This is a genomic window from Chroococcidiopsis sp. (assembly GCF_051657925.1).
Lineage (GTDB): Bacteria > Cyanobacteriota > Cyanobacteriia > Cyanobacteriales > Chroococcidiopsidaceae > Chroococcidiopsis.
Genome location: NZ_JBOFLP010000090.1, coordinates 1 through 13717 on the forward strand (window position 1 = coordinate 1; position 13717 = coordinate 13717).

The 13717-nt window shown below is 44.9% G+C and carries 13 protein-coding genes and 1 pseudogene; 6 read left to right on the forward strand and 8 right to left on the reverse strand.

Annotated features, from left to right (window positions below; genetic code table 11):
- A partial coding sequence (gene pstC, locus ACRC32_RS06850) for a phosphate ABC transporter permease subunit PstC (protein WP_438553265.1) occupies positions 1 to 695 on the reverse strand: 695 nt, incomplete at its 3' end.
- A 66-nt stretch (positions 696 to 761) separates the two neighbouring features.
- Positions 762 to 1811 (reverse strand): phosphate ABC transporter substrate-binding protein PstS, encoded by a 1050-nt coding sequence (pstS, locus tag ACRC32_RS06855; protein ID WP_438553266.1) that lies wholly within the window; start codon positions 1809 to 1811, stop codon positions 762 to 764.
- 525 nt (positions 1812 to 2336) lie between these two features.
- Between pstS and ACRC32_RS06860 the strand changes: the two genes are divergently transcribed.
- Genes ACRC32_RS06860 through ACRC32_RS06870 form a run of 3 tightly spaced genes read left to right on the forward strand, consistent with a single transcriptional unit; the run spans position 2337 to position 4645 of the window.
- Positions 2337 to 2651 (forward strand): hypothetical protein, encoded by a 315-nt coding sequence (locus tag ACRC32_RS06860; RefSeq protein WP_438553276.1) that lies wholly within the window; start codon positions 2337 to 2339, stop codon positions 2649 to 2651.
- Positions 2652 to 2653: 2 nt separating this feature from the next.
- Positions 2654 to 2872 carry a hypothetical protein gene (locus tag ACRC32_RS06865; RefSeq protein WP_438553267.1) on the forward strand — a complete coding sequence of 73 codons (219 nt, stop codon included), beginning with the start codon at positions 2654 to 2656 and terminating at the stop codon, positions 2870 to 2872.
- A gap of 45 nt (positions 2873 to 2917) precedes the next feature.
- Positions 2918 to 4645, forward strand: coding sequence for a succinate dehydrogenase/fumarate reductase flavoprotein subunit (locus tag ACRC32_RS06870; protein ID WP_438553268.1), 1728 nt, complete (start codon positions 2918 to 2920; stop codon positions 4643 to 4645).
- A gap of 3 nt (positions 4646 to 4648) precedes the next feature.
- On the opposite strand, the gene ACRC32_RS06875 is transcribed toward ACRC32_RS06870, so the two are convergent.
- Positions 4649 to 4807: a hypothetical protein gene (locus ACRC32_RS06875; protein WP_438553269.1), complete on the reverse strand. Its 159-nt coding sequence runs from the start codon at positions 4805 to 4807 to the stop codon at positions 4649 to 4651.
- Between the two features lie 213 nt (positions 4808 to 5020).
- Here ACRC32_RS06875 and ACRC32_RS06880 point away from each other — a divergent pair, with 213 nt between their 5' ends.
- Positions 5021 to 5641 carry a TMEM165/GDT1 family protein gene (locus ACRC32_RS06880; RefSeq protein WP_438553270.1) on the forward strand — a complete coding sequence of 207 codons (621 nt, stop codon included), beginning with the start codon at positions 5021 to 5023 and terminating at the stop codon, positions 5639 to 5641.
- 8 nt (positions 5642 to 5649) lie between these two features.
- On the opposite strand, the gene ACRC32_RS06885 is transcribed toward ACRC32_RS06880, so the two are convergent.
- The gene (locus ACRC32_RS06885) at positions 5650 to 6213 is read right to left on the reverse strand and encodes a Uma2 family endonuclease (RefSeq protein ID WP_438553271.1); all 564 of its coding nucleotides are present in this window, start codon (positions 6211 to 6213) and stop codon (positions 5650 to 5652) included.
- Between the two features lie 85 nt (positions 6214 to 6298).
- The gene (locus ACRC32_RS06890; RefSeq protein ID WP_438553272.1) at positions 6299 to 7636 is read right to left on the reverse strand and encodes a flavin monoamine oxidase family protein; all 1338 of its coding nucleotides are present in this window, start codon (positions 7634 to 7636) and stop codon (positions 6299 to 6301) included.
- A 164-nt stretch (positions 7637 to 7800) separates the two neighbouring features.
- On the opposite strand from ACRC32_RS06890, the gene ACRC32_RS06895 reads away from it, so the two are divergent.
- The gene (locus ACRC32_RS06895; RefSeq protein ID WP_438553273.1) at positions 7801 to 8226 is read left to right on the forward strand and encodes a universal stress protein; all 426 of its coding nucleotides are present in this window, start codon (positions 7801 to 7803) and stop codon (positions 8224 to 8226) included.
- A 203-nt stretch (positions 8227 to 8429) separates the two neighbouring features.
- On the opposite strand, the gene ACRC32_RS06900 is transcribed toward ACRC32_RS06895, so the two are convergent.
- Complete coding sequence (locus ACRC32_RS06900) at positions 8430 to 11378, reverse strand: zinc-dependent metalloprotease (protein WP_438553274.1); 2949 nt, start codon at positions 11376 to 11378, stop codon at positions 8430 to 8432.
- 268 nt (positions 11379 to 11646) lie between these two features.
- A complete protein-coding gene (gene queA / locus ACRC32_RS06905) occupies positions 11647 to 12882 on the reverse strand; it encodes a tRNA preQ1(34) S-adenosylmethionine ribosyltransferase-isomerase QueA (RefSeq protein ID WP_438553275.1) in 1236 nt (411 codons plus the stop codon).
- 177 nt (positions 12883 to 13059) lie between these two features.
- On the opposite strand from queA, the gene ACRC32_RS06910 reads away from it, so the two are divergent.
- Complete coding sequence (locus ACRC32_RS06910; protein ID WP_015152735.1) at positions 13060 to 13449, forward strand: hypothetical protein; 390 nt, start codon at positions 13060 to 13062, stop codon at positions 13447 to 13449.
- A gap of 61 nt (positions 13450 to 13510) precedes the next feature.
- On the opposite strand, the pseudogene ACRC32_RS06915 reads toward ACRC32_RS06910, so the two are convergent.
- A pseudogene (locus ACRC32_RS06915) lies at positions 13511 to 13717 on the reverse strand (hypothetical protein); the annotation flags it as partial.

Below are 13717 nucleotides of genomic sequence, written 5' to 3' on the forward strand. Positions count from 1 at the left end.
GGTAACAGCACGCCAAAGATAGTTTCCCAACGGGTTGCACCCAAAGACATCGAACCACTGCGTAATTCTTTTGGTACGGCGAGTAAAACTTCGCGGCTAATTGCTGCCATTGTCGGCAAAATCATAATCGCGAGAATTACGCCTGCACTCGACATCCCATAGCCTGCTGGTGGAGTGCTAAACAGGGGTATCCAAGCGAAATGGTCGTAAAGCCATTGTTGAATCGGTTGCAAGAACGGAATGAGTACGAAAATGCCCCATAATCCAATGATGACGCTAGGAATAGCAGCAATCAACTCTACCATGAAAGCAATGGGCGATCGCACTGAAGCAGGTAAAATATCTTCGCTCGTAATTAAAGCTACTGCTAATCCCACGGGCACGGCGATTAACATGGCGAGTGCCGAACTGACTAGAGTGCCAAAAATGAATGGCAGCGCCCCAAATTTGAGATCTGCTACATTCCATTCTTGACTCCACAAAAAACTCAGCCCAAATTGTCGAATAGCTGGCAGGGCATTTTCAAAAATAATAAAGCTAATCCAAAATAGCAGGGCTACCATAGCAATTGCTAGCCCGTATACCAGCCAGGTAAACCCTTGGTCGAACCACGCAAATTTTCCTGAAGATGCAGCTAAATTTATCTCTGACTTAAGAGGAAACTGCCGATTATTTTCTACATGTGGTTCTGACATACATCATTTCTTTAACGTCAACTACGTAGAGACGTTCCAAAAGAGCGTCTCTACTGAATTAGTTATTTACTTAACTTCGCTTTTCACAGTCTGTACGACTTGGCTAGCAACACTAGAAGGAATTCGCGTGTAGTCGAGCTGGTCGTTAATTTTTTGACCGTCAGTTAACATCCACTGTACCATCCGTTTGACGGCATCAGCCTTACCTGGCTGTTCGTAGTTTCTATAAACCATAATCCAAGTCAGACCGACAATTGGATATCCAGAGTCAGGATTGCCGAGTAGATCGTAGTTTACCCGAAAATCAGGATTAAACTTCACACCTTCTAAAGCTTGGTTGGCTGCTTCCTGAGTTGGTGCGACAAATTCACCTTTACTATTCTGCACTTGTGCCATCGGAATTTTGTTCTGTCTGGCAAAAGCAGCTTCTACATAGCCAATGCTACCAGGAGTCCGCTGCACGATTTGAGCTACACCAGGATTGCCTTTGCCTTTGAGGGGACTGCCAGCCCAAGAAGGAGCGCGATTAGGACCAATCCTACCTTTAAAGTAGGGACTCATGGCGCTGAGGGCGTTAGTGAAGATAAAGCTCGTCCCGCTAGCATCAGCACGGACGGCAAGTCTAATGGGCTGATTTGGTAATTTTGCCCCAGGATTATCGGCGGCGATCGCCGGATCGTTCCAATTTTTAATTTGACCGGCAAAAATCTGCGGTAAGACCTTACGAGATAGTCTGAGATCGGTAACTCCAGGTGCATTGTAAACCACGGCAACAGGACCACCAGCTGTGGGGACGAATACCACGCCGTTCTTAACTTTTTTCGCTTCTTCATCAGTCATGGCGTTATCGCTAGCGCCAAAATCGACTGAGCCAGCAATAAACTGTCTCACGCCGCCACCGCTACCAATTCCCTGATAGTTGACTTGAAGTGGCGGGTTAGCTTTACGCAATTCACTAGCCCAGCGCTGATACAAGGGTTCTGGGAAAGTTGCGCCAGCACCATTGAGGGTAGCAGCTTGTTGAGCAATTCCCGTTAAACCCGCTCCCAAGGTCACCGTAGCTGCGACTGCTGAAGTCGCAATAACACGCTTCAGCGTAATTCCAGATAGCAGCATATTTCTCTGAGTCTCCTCATCCACTAATAGTAGTCAATCGCACAGACAATCTTAATAATCACGCACATAGTGGATGAACTCATTATCTCAAGCTTAATAGTTGGTTAATTTTGGATTAAGTAAAGTTTAAGCGATCGAGGAGTTTCAACGTTAAATATACCAATAGAACGCTAGTACGGGTAGATACGTGCAACCAAAAGCCAAGCGAATACTGAGTCGCAAATTTTACTAAAATAGGGTTCGATGCTAACTGACTTCATCAAGATAGAGAGTAGAAGGAAAAAAGAAAGAAGCATCGCCATCGATCAAGATGAAACTGCATTATGCAATTTCCCTCAGCCTATATCGAAAATACTTAAATTAATTGAGCTAAAAATCTACTTCTATCTTGGGATATACATTGCCAGAAAAACGTCTAGCGAAATGTAAATAACTGTTGCAAAGCTGTCAAAAATGTTTAGAAACTGTCCAGAAACCTGTCAGAGCTTTAACCTAGAAAAATAAGAGATGTTAAAAGGAAATCTGATGAATATGAATAACATTCAAAAGTATCGCTTTGTCTGCACTCTGACCTTTGGGGATATTTACGGTCAAATTATTGTCTGGTTGATCACTATTACCGTTAGTTTGGCTGCGGCAATGGCAATGATGGGTGCGAGAAAACCAATCTATGCCTTAGCCACTGTAGGGTTGATTGTACTACTGTCTCTACCTTTCCTACTGTTTGCCTTCGTCACAACCCTGCTCAACCATATCGAACTGACAGCAGCAGAACCAGGTACAAAATCTGAACCTATTCCTGGTAACGTTTCGCAGCAACAACCAGCGCCAGTGAGTTAGGGGTGGGGAGCGAGGAGCGAGGAGCGAGGGGTGAGAGAAAAGACAAGGGGGACAAGGGAGTTGGGGAGGCTGGGGAAGCTGGGGAAGCTGGGGAGCAAAACAATTCAAAATTCAAAATTCCCTACACTCCCCACACTTCCCACACCCTTCTCCACGCACCATGCACCACGTACCACTTTCTTTCCCTCGCTCCTCACTCCTCACTCCTCGCCCCTCGTTAAGCCACTATAGAGCTAGAGAACACTTTTTTAGCAAACAATGTATAAATGCTAGAACACGATGTCATTATTGTTGGTGGCGGACTGGCTGGCTGTCGTGCCGCAGTAGAAATTGCCCGCCTCGATCCGAGTTTGAATGTGGCTGTAGTGGCGAAAACTCACCCGATCCGCTCTCATTCTGTCGCCGCTCAAGGAGGAATTGCTGCAACGCTGAAGAATGTGGATGATAAAGATAGCTGGGAAGCCCACGCCTTCGATACCGTGAAAGGTTCCGACTATCTAGCCGATCAAGATGCAGTGGAGTTGCTAGCCCGTGAAGCCCCCGATGTGGTGATAGACCTAGAACATATGGGGGTGTTGTTTTCTCGCTTGCCTGACGGTCGCATTGCCCAAAGAGCCTTCGGCGGACACTCCCACAATCGTACCTGCTATGCCGCAGATAAGACCGGACACGCTATTTTGCACGAACTCGTCAATAATTTACGACGATACGGCGTACAGGTTTATGAAGAATGGTACGTGATGCGTCTGATTTTGGAGGACGGTCAAGCTAAGGGCGTGGTGATGTACCGCATTCTCGACGGACACATCGAAGTCTTACGCGCCAAAGCGGTGATGTTTGCTACGGGCGGTTACGGTCGAGTCTATAACACGACTTCTAATGACTATGCTTCGACAGGCGACGGATTGGCAATGGCAGCGATCGCAGGTCTGCCTTTAGAAGATATGGAATTCGTCCAATTTCACCCCACGGGATTGTATCCAGTAGGCGTATTGATCTCGGAAGCCGTGCGGGGGGAAGGAGCGTATTTAATTAATGCTGAGGGAGAGCGTTTTATGGCAACATACGCCCCCTCAAGGATGGAATTAGCGCCACGAGATATTACTTCTAGAGCGATCGCTTATGAAATTCGTGCCGGACGAGGCGTTTATCCCGATGGTCGGGCAGGTGGTCCCTGCGTGTATCTCGATCTGCGGCACATGGGCAAAGAAAAAATCATGAGCCGCGTCCCTTTTTGCTGGGAAGAAGCCCATCGACTCGTGGGAGTTGATGCCGTCCATCAACCGATGCCCGTGCGTCCTACAGTCCACTATTCTATGGGTGGGATACCCGTGAATACAGACGGACAGGTGCGCCGTAGTGCCGAGCAGTTAGTGGAGGGATTTTTCGCGGCTGGGGAATGCGCTTGTGTCTCCGTTCACGGTGCTAATCGTTTGGGGAGTAACTCTTTGTTGGAGTGCGTAGTCTACGGACGGCGTACCGGAGCTGCGATCGCGCAATACGTGCAGAACCGTAAATTACCGGATATCCAAGAACAACGCTATATTAACGAGGCAAAACAGCAGATTCAAGCCTTGTTAGAACAGCCAGGAAAGTATCGGATCGAGCAAGTTCGTACTGCTTTTCAAGATGCTATGACGCAGCACTGCGGCGTATTTCGGACGGAAAGCTTGATGCAAGAAGGCTTACAACAATTGCAACAACTACAACAGCAATCCGCGCAAATATATCTAGATGATAAAGGCAGTTGTTGGAATACAGAAATTATTGAAGCCTTAGAATTGGGGAGTTTAATTGTCGTCGGACAACTCATTTTAAATTCAGCCCTCAACCGTCAAGAAAGCCGTGGCGCTCATTTCCGCGAAGACTTTCCGCAACGGGACGACAGTAATTTCCTCAAGCACACCCTATCGTATTATTCCCCTGCTGGTATCGACCTGCAATACAAAACCGTCGCAATTACTATGTTTGAGCCACAAGAACGGAAATATTAATGGTCATGGGTAATGGGTAATCGGTGCTTGACAACTACCAACTACCAATTGCCAACCATCACATTTGACGCTGTTTCTACCTAGTGATAAAGTAATGGTTAAATAAATTTGAAGGGGAGTAGCTACTGGCATCACAACTGTGCCAGATACCTGAATCAACATGCTGGCTTGCTGCCTGGTTCAGGTGACAATTGAGCGAAAAAAGTCATAAGTTCTTGTCTTTTACAAATGACAAATGACCGATGACAAATGATGCTCTCTTGTCAGTGAGACCTTCACTAAGTTCACAGAGGAAGATTGTGAGCTTGGTGAGGTCTTTCGTAACTCGTCAAGCTCGCAAGCTCAAGTTAGTCAGCTACAAAGGAGCTTGAGAGAGTGCTAGCAGCCTTCATTGCCAGTTTTTTACTGATTGCGGTTTCAGAATTAGGAGATAAAACTTTTTTCATCGCGGCAATTTTGGCGATGCGTCATTCGCGACGGCTGGTGTTTGCTGGTGCGGTGTCTGCTTTGGCAGCGATGACAGTACTTTCTGTTTTAGTGGGACAAGTCGCGGCTTTGTTGCCTAAAACATACATTCAATATGCAGAAATTGCCTTGTTTCTTGGTTTTGGTTTGAAGTTGCTTTACGAAGCAAGTAAAATGCCAGTGAGTTCTTGCGATACAGAAATTATTCAAGAGGCAAAAACTGCTGTTGAGAAAGCAGAATTTAATTTACCTAAAACTCAAAATGCCGGAGCAATTATTGCTGAGGCTTTCACGCTAACTTTTTTATCAGAATGGGGCGATCGCACTCAAATTGCAACTATTGCTTTAGCAACTCGATATCCAGTTGTAGGCGTGACTCTTGGAGCAATTTTAGGTCATGCTTTATGTGCGGCGCTTGCAGTTATTTGCGGACGAATGTTAGCTGGACGTATCTCCGAACGTAAGTTAACTATTGCTGGAGGAATTCTGTTTATTATCTTTGGTGTGATGGCAGCAGTTGAAGCAGCATGAGATAAATATCACTCCATTAACCAGCCAAATAAGTTTCCCACAGTTAGTTTAACTTCTTGTGCAAAAGATGGAACAGGAATCTGTTGTTCTGGTTCGTCAAATACTTCTGGTTGTTGGTTGGGAAGATAAACAAATATAGTTTGTTCTTCTGGATCGATTAACCAACCCATTTGAGTTTCATATTTGAGGCAGTGTAGGATATTTTTAGTAACTTTTGTTTGGCTTTGGTCGGGTGAGAGAATTTCAATCGTCCAATCAGGTGCAATTGAGAATGCATTAGCAATTTCACCTTTCTCATCGCGAGGAATTCTACCCCAAACAAATACAGATACATCAGGAACTGTAGAGCGTCCGCCGAACGTACATCTGAGTTCTGGAAATGCTCTGGCAATTTTTGGAGCTTTTAAAACAGTATTAATTGCAGGCACTAATTCACCTTGAACAATGCTGTGCTTTCCTTGAGGCATTGGTTTTTGAATAATTTCACCATCAATATACTCGCTAGCAGGTTTTGTTTCTGGTAATTTTAGAAACTCTTCTAGTGTTAAAGATTTTGGTGATATTTGTAGCATGATTAGATATCTTTATGTAAGCAAGTTATAGCCAAATTATCTTCTATTTTACCTGTTAGTTTAGAATTCAGTTAGAAAATGCAGCTTAGATTGCTCGTTGAAGAATTTGCCTTGCGGCGTGTTGACCCGATCGCACTGCTCCATCCATATAATTGATCCAACGGGTAGAACGTTCGGTTCCTGCCCAATAAATTCTACCCACAGGTTCGTTTAATGCTATTCCTGCTTGTGTCAATAACCCAGGTGGTAAAGCTGCTACACAACCACTCGTCCACGATTGTTGAGTATAATCAATTTCAAAATATTCTTCTGGTGTAGCGGCTTCAATACCAAACATATCTGTAACAGTTTGAATCGCAAATTTTTGCCGTTCTACTTCACTCAAATTAGAATATTTCGGATCGAAAAAACCGATTAATAAACCATAGCTACCATCAGCGGGAGAAACGTCAAAAACTTCTGCTTCAGTATCCATACTGTAGTAATGTCCGCTAGCTGCTTTTCCCCACCACAACGGACGTGAATAGAGACAGAAGAATTTGATCCAACTCATCTGCTGCCATCCCGATATTAATTGCTGATGAATTGCTGGTAAAGGCGGATCGAAGTGAATTTTTCCCGCATCTTTAGGCATCATTGCCACGATCGCGTAGTCTGCTTGTATGACTCCCCTTTCTGTCGACAAACATACCCGATCGCCATGCGAAATCTCTCGTACTCTTGTATTCAACCACACGCGATCGCCTAAATGCTCGGCAATTTTCAACGTCAAACTGTGCGAACCACCGACGAGGCGATAATCCTCTGCTGTTTCGCGTAAGTCAAAAAAACCTGCATTCGCCATGAAATAGAGAACGAACAGCATTGATACCTGATGCGGATCTCCTGCGATCCCTTGACGAATACTACCCGCCATCCAAGCTCTTGCTTCTATTGTCTCTGTATGGCGATCGATCCACTCCCCCGCCGAGATAGAATCTAAAATTTTAGCATTAGGTGTCTCCCAAGGTGCATCTAGCAGCACAGTCTGGCTGAGTTGCTCGAATTTTGTCATTACCTGAGCAAAATCTTTTTGGGCTGGCGTGGCGCTTTCACCAGGGTCATTTGCGTGCGTCGTCCAGATTCCCTGATAGCCGTAAATCGTAGCTCCGTCAACTTTACCTTTTTTGGTGGCAACTCCTAACTGTCGTGCCAAATCGAGAACAGCCGTTTGAGTACGTCCTACCCAAGTACCACCCATTTCCAGATAACCAATTTTAGGATGGAATTGGTTAAACGTGCGTCCGCCAACGCGATTGTTTGCTTCTAAAACAACGAGTGAATCAATCCCTGCTTGGTAGAGTTCCCAGGCTGCACTCATACCGGAGAGTCCGCCGCCGACGATAGCAACAGATACTTGAATGTCTTGGCGATCGCTTATCATATTTCTACATCTTTTGATTGCAATTCTGTCTCAGACTCTACTACTCTCGGTAGATTTTTGCGGTATCAAACCTATTTTATTTATCGATCTGTGTGATTCTTGCATAGGATCGAGACTGAATCTACTATATCGTCAGTAACAGGATAGTTAATTTGGGGGCGATCGTGAGTTTCAAGAAAATTTTTGTTGCCGTTGATAGCTCAGCTCAAGCATCTGTGGTATTCGAGCAAGCTGTAGAATTAGCTACAAAAGATTTAGCAAACTTGATGGTATTTCACGGCGTTGAGTTGGGAGCAAGAATGACTTATCCATCCCAAATTGAAGCCAAAACTGAGGAAGGACAAGATGTTTTGCAGGTTTATCGCGAGAAAACAAAAGATTTGGGAATTTCAGTTGAGTTTAATTGTCGGGTAGGGAATCCAGGTTCGACAATTTGCGATGCGGCAAAAGAGTGGGGAGCAGATTTAATTGTGTTGGGACGCAGGGGATATAAAGGATTTACAGAAGTTTTATTAGGTAGCGTCAGCAATCATGTTGTCCGTAATGCTCGTTGTTCGGTGTTGATAATTCAAGGAGATGTGGGTGGTTAAATATATTTAAAAATCAATCTTTTGCAATTGAGTGAAAGATCTAATTGAGTGTCACGCAAAGACGCATACGCGCAGCGTTCTCGTAGAGGAGACGCAAAGATGAAGAGCGCAAAGATTTTTTTGAGTGCGATCGCAACTACACCTATCAAAGCTAGAATAAATCTTCTACAATTCTTTTGCTCCTCGCTCCTCACTCCTCGTCCCTATCTCGATTCAACTCTGGCATCCAAAGTTTTGGCAATGCGATCGCGGGTTTCTGCTAAATGTGCTTTAGTATATTCATCTAATGTGCCAGAACGAGCAACTGCCCGATCCAATTTCTCTCGCAATTGGCGCAAATTGTACCACGCAAGCGTCCGCGCATCTTCAGGAACGTCGGATTTGCGTAACATCATATCTGTCATGATTTTCAGGTGTTCCCGTTGGACGGCTCGCCGCAAACTAGATATATTTGTTGGTGTTTTGTCTGGATTTAAAACCTCCATCCAGATATCATTTTGTAAGGTGGTAAATAGTTCTGGTAGTGTGAGGGCTTGTTTTGGCTGGCTCTTGAGTTCGATGTCGCGTAAGCGGGAAAGGCGATCGCCCGATAGTAAATCGCGTAATACTAAACTTTGTAGCGCGTAAATACTATCGTGGATTGGGTAATCGAGGCGATTCATCACGGCTTGTTCTCCCCAATGCATCCAGCGAGAGGGTGCGAGTTTATTCAAGAGTTCTGGCGGAAAATTAAATGCATCTGGGGCAAATACGTATTTCTCCAGCATTGCTAAAGCCTGTCGCTGTTTTGCTACAGGTACGGGGACGAATGGTAATCTGCCGTTATCGGCGCTAGCGTGGTCGCGGTAAAATGACTGTCCGCCAATATATTTAGTGGCGTAGTAGGTATGACGCAGGTAGTGTAAGAAAATGCGATCGAACAGTTCGCTTAAATCGCTGTAACTCTCGCCTGAAGTTGGATAGCGCCGATTCAGCTTTTTCCACATTGCCCGCGCTATATCTAATTGTCCTTGGGAATAGCCCAAAACATCGCTACTGTAGTCCCAAGCATTGACATCGGGGTCGAGATCGAACCGATCCTCATCTGTAGCATAAGCTAAATCTGGACGCGAGGAGCGATCGCCAATTTGGTCTAAAAATCGTCTTTCTGCCAAAGGATGAACTGCTGTTGTAGGCATATAACCGTATTCAATCGCCCACTCATCGTAAGAACCGACACTATCGGGGAAAAAGTCGCCCTGTTCGCGCTCGGGTGGAGCCAAATTCGGGGGAAGATAGTCCATAACTGAAGTTGTCAAACCGCGATCGCGAGTTATTTTGGTAGCATTTAACTCATTTGGTGGAAGTTGGGTACTACCGCGAAAATTGTGCCGCAAACCGAGTGTATGCCCGACTTCGTGAGCGATAATCAGCCGCAAATATTGATGAATGTATTGCTGCATTTTGTCGCTGTTAGGCGTGGTATTTTGAAACAGCGTGAGTGCCAAAGAACCAAAATCAAATTGGTTTGCCGCTTCCATACCATAACAGAGGTCGTATTCGGTAGCGAGCTTGGAGAGGGGTGAGGAGTGAGGAGTGAGGAGTGAGGGATCGGAATTGATATTTTCTCCCTCAGTTCTCTTCTGTCCCCCGAAGCCTCGTCCAAAACCGGAGTTACACACGCTGCGATCGTTTATCATCTGGGATAATACCGATGTCGGTTGCGCTCGGCTATCTTGAACCATGCGCCGATATTCTTGCTTGAGGAGGCGCACGAAACTAGCATCTACTAAGATATCTGCATCCAAGATTTCCCCAGTTAAGGGGTTAACCCGCGAAGGACCAAGGGCGAAAAAGCCATCAACTGTGTTAATCCAGCGAATTACGTTGTAACGCACGTCCGCAGGGTCCCATTTAGCATCATCGGGCATTTGTCGCACTTCGATCGCATTGATAAATCCTGCTTTTTCAAAGGCTTTGTTCCACATTAATACCCCTTCTTTAACTGCATCCCGATATTCCAGTGGAACGGCATTTTCAATCCAAAATACGATTGGTTCTTTGGGCGGTGATAGTTTGGCGTTAGGATTTTGCTTTTCTAAATGCCAGCGGTTAATGTAGCGAACAAACGGTTCTTTACGGTCTTCAATCGCAAAATCTTGATAGGCAGTGATAAAATAACCGATGCGATCGTCAGCTAGACGAGGCTTGTAGGTAGAATTAGCCGATAATTCAGATAGACTGTAGCGAATGCGTAAAGTTAGAGCGCGGCTGTCTGGTAGCGTCATTAGATTTGGCGTGGCACTACTCTTAGCACCCCCATAGGAAAAGCCGTAAACTGACTCAATTTCCATGTTGAGGGGAAAAGCTTTAGTCGAGCCAAAATAAGATTTATTTTCATCTAATTGATAGGTCGTTCCTAGCTGAGTAGAGAGCGATGCTGCTAAGCCTGGTAAATCTTTTAATAGGAGATCGCCAAGATCGATTAAAATAGTTTTCCGTTGAGGATGAATACTTTTTATGGGAATTGAGTAGAGTACGGAATCGCTAAACGATCGCATCAGAGATCGCGTTTGCGGCGAACCAGGAGTGACGCGAAAATTAACGTTACGCACGACGAAATGAATATTATTGTTGACTCGCTGAAAATAAAATAAGAAATCCTGTAAAGGCATTCCACTATAAATACCTCGCTCTCCAATTCCCGCTTCCATCGTCATCGTACTGAGGAAGTTTTTATTGAATTGCTGCGGTTGAATTTCTAAATAAACTTTGCCTGTATCCTTCTGGCGATAAAGTGTAAATAATCCTTTAATAGCACTGCTATTTTTTATAACTTCGTTAAATGCTTTTAACTCTGACGGTTTGGGATTTTTTGCTGTTACCTGCTGATTAGATTCTTGAGCTAACAGCAGCGTTGATTGTCGATTATCTTGCCGCTTATGATTAGCCAGCCATACATAAGATTGTAATTCCGGCTGCTGGCTGCTATTTTTAATCACCCAGACTTTAGATTCTGGTAGCGAGACTGGTACTTTTGGGAAAGTCTTAACTACTCCCCAATTCTCGACTCCCTCAGACGGTATTGCAGAAGCAGGAAGCCGCGCACCAACAAAAAAGATTGTAAATAAAGCGCTATGCAAGAGAAAAACGCGAGCAGACAGACTTTTCATTTCTCATATCCCTAGCAACGATGCCTAGTTATTGCTAATTCAAGCAGCTTAATCGGTTAAAGCCGATTACCAAGCACTCAGTTACGTCATGCATCCGATTGCTTGCTAAAACGATTTACAGCCACCCACTGTTAATAGAGTTCCCAGAAATATCCTTCAATGCGCGGCTCTATCTATGTTTGTAGCGAAACTAGGAAGAAAACTAGGCAGTTATTTATACAATTCAACACATCAGAAGGATTCTAGTAGGGCGCACACCTGTGCGTCCCTACAACTCCTCACCTTGAGGCAAAATCAGCATGGCATCACCAAAGGAATAGAAACGGTATTGTTGGGCGATCGCTTCTTGATACAATGCCAGCAATCGTTCTCTGCCAATTGCCGCACTGACAAGCATCATTAGACTAGAACGGGGCAGGTGGAAATTAGTAATTAACCCGTCTACTACCCGCCATTGATAACCAGGGTAGATAAACAAATTTGTCTTGCCGCAAAATGGCTGTAGTTCTCCCGATGCAGCAGCACCCTCTAAAGCCCTTACCGTTGTCGTTCCGACAGCAATAATTTTGCCTCCCCGCGATCGCGTAGCGCGAATTTGCTCTACAGTAGCAGCTGGAACTTCGATCCACTCTCCATGCATTTGATGTGTCTTTACATCCTCCACTTCTACCGGACGAAACGTTCCTACGCCAACGTGTAGAGTCACAAATGCTTGCTCTATACTATTTTCTTGCAAGCGTTTGAGTAATTCTGGTGTAAAGTGCAGCCCTGCTGTCGGTGCTGCTGCCGAGCCTGGTTTTTCAGCGTAAACAGTTTGGTACTGCTCTGATTCCGCCTGAGAATCGGTAATATAGGGTGGCAAAGGTACGTGACCGAATTTATCTAATAATTGAATGACAGATACACCTTCTGGAAGGTCAAACTGTAACACTCGTCCGCCTGTCTCTTCGTCTGTTTCTAGGACTGTAGCAGTAAGAGTTGCGGGAGTTGGGAGTCGGGAGTCGGGAGTCGGAGGATTTTTGATTCTAGATTGCTCCTCTGCTCCTCTGCTCCTCTGCTCCCCTGCTCTCTTATCTTCTTGCTCGAAAAATACAATCTTCGCCCCAGGTGCTAAACGTCTTCCTGGTTTGACTAAAGCTAACCATACATTCGGCTGGCGTTCTTCTAAAAGTAAAACTTCCACAGCCGCGCCGCTAGGTTTTTCTCCGTAAAGACGGGCAGGAATTACCCGCGTATCGTTCATAACTAGCAAGTCACCAGGATTAAGTAGTTCTGGTAAGTTGCGAAAAATTTTATGGGCGTGACTGTCGGGATTTACTACTAATAGACGAGAACTATCTCTGGGAGAAACTGGATTTTGAGCGATCCGTTCTGGTGGTAATTCGTAATCATAACTCGATAAAGAGTAGTCCAATTCAGATCTAGTAGAAGATGTCAAGTCAAAATTAGGTGTTTTTACGGAATTCAATGCAGACAGTGCATCTTTAAATTGATTGATATGCATTTTTTGTGAGAGTGACGTTCGGTATTCTAACGGATTTTAAGTAAGATTTTGAGTTGATGCGATCGCATGGGTATTTGGGTGAATCTACCCAGGTGGAGTGGGTGTTTGACGCTAGTATCGTGGCGGTCAATTCGCAAAAATATAAATGTAGGAATAGCTTGTTTCCCCAGCAAGGATATGGAATACCTTTACTATCTTGCCAACGCCAGCCTCACATTGAGGATCGTTGAACATTTGCATGGCAGACCCCAGATGCCCTTGAGTTTCATTACTGTAATTCATCAAATTGATGGCTGGGTTGTGAAGGTGAAAATGAAATCTCCTCTCAACTCTCAACAAGATGGTGATTTCCGCGCTTTTTTAAATGAATTGGGAATTCCCTACGAAGCACCGATCCGCGTCAGAATGGCGTTATGGAGTTTGGAAGCCGGACAATCTCCGGTAGACGTGATGCGCCGCTATCAAGTCGCAATTGTCTCTCACGGCAACCCAGAACGGGAAGAAATAGAAACATTTCGGCAACAATTTGTCAAGGGATTGGGTTATTGTCCCGAAACTTTGGCTTAAATCGGCAGCCACAAAATTGCAGGCTGAAATTGAAGACTGAAATTGAGATAGGGCGATCGCATCAATCAAAAGCAGCGGATAAGTATTCTTGTAGCACGAGTTGATAACCACCGACTATGACTGCTTGTCCCAACTGCACTGACAAAGACGATAAGTCAGGGGAAATGTCAAGTGTAGCCGATATCTGTCTCAATTGAGCCAACGATAATTTACGATGTTGGACTAGCGCCACATCAAAGCGGCATTGGTAAGCAGCTAAATTTGGAGA

Bases quoted from the DNA above. Each gene is read 5' to 3' on its own strand.
- pstS (WP_438553266.1), bottom strand. From the start codon at position 1,811: ATGCTGCTATCTGGAATTACGCTGAAGCGTGTTATTGCGACTTCAGCA.
- ACRC32_RS06860 (WP_438553276.1), top strand. From the start codon at position 2,337: ATGAATATGAATAACATTCAAAAGTATCGCTTTGTCTGCACTCTGACC.
- ACRC32_RS06870 (WP_438553268.1), top strand. From the start codon at position 2,918: ATGCTAGAACACGATGTCATTATTGTTGGTGGCGGACTGGCTGGCTGT.
- ACRC32_RS06875 (WP_438553269.1), bottom strand. From the start codon at position 4,807: ATGTTGATTCAGGTATCTGGCACAGTTGTGATGCCAGTAGCTACTCCC.
- ACRC32_RS06885 (WP_438553271.1), bottom strand. From the start codon at position 6,213: ATGCTACAAATATCACCAAAATCTTTAACACTAGAAGAGTTTCTAAAA.
- ACRC32_RS06890 (WP_438553272.1), bottom strand. From the start codon at position 7,636: ATGATAAGCGATCGCCAAGACATTCAAGTATCTGTTGCTATCGTCGGC.
- ACRC32_RS06900 (WP_438553274.1), bottom strand. From the start codon at position 11,378: ATGAAAAGTCTGTCTGCTCGCGTTTTTCTCTTGCATAGCGCTTTATTT.
- queA (WP_438553275.1), bottom strand. From the start codon at position 12,882: ATGCATATCAATCAATTTAAAGATGCACTGTCTGCATTGAATTCCGTA.
- ACRC32_RS06910 (WP_015152735.1), top strand. From the start codon at position 13,060: ATGGAATACCTTTACTATCTTGCCAACGCCAGCCTCACATTGAGGATC.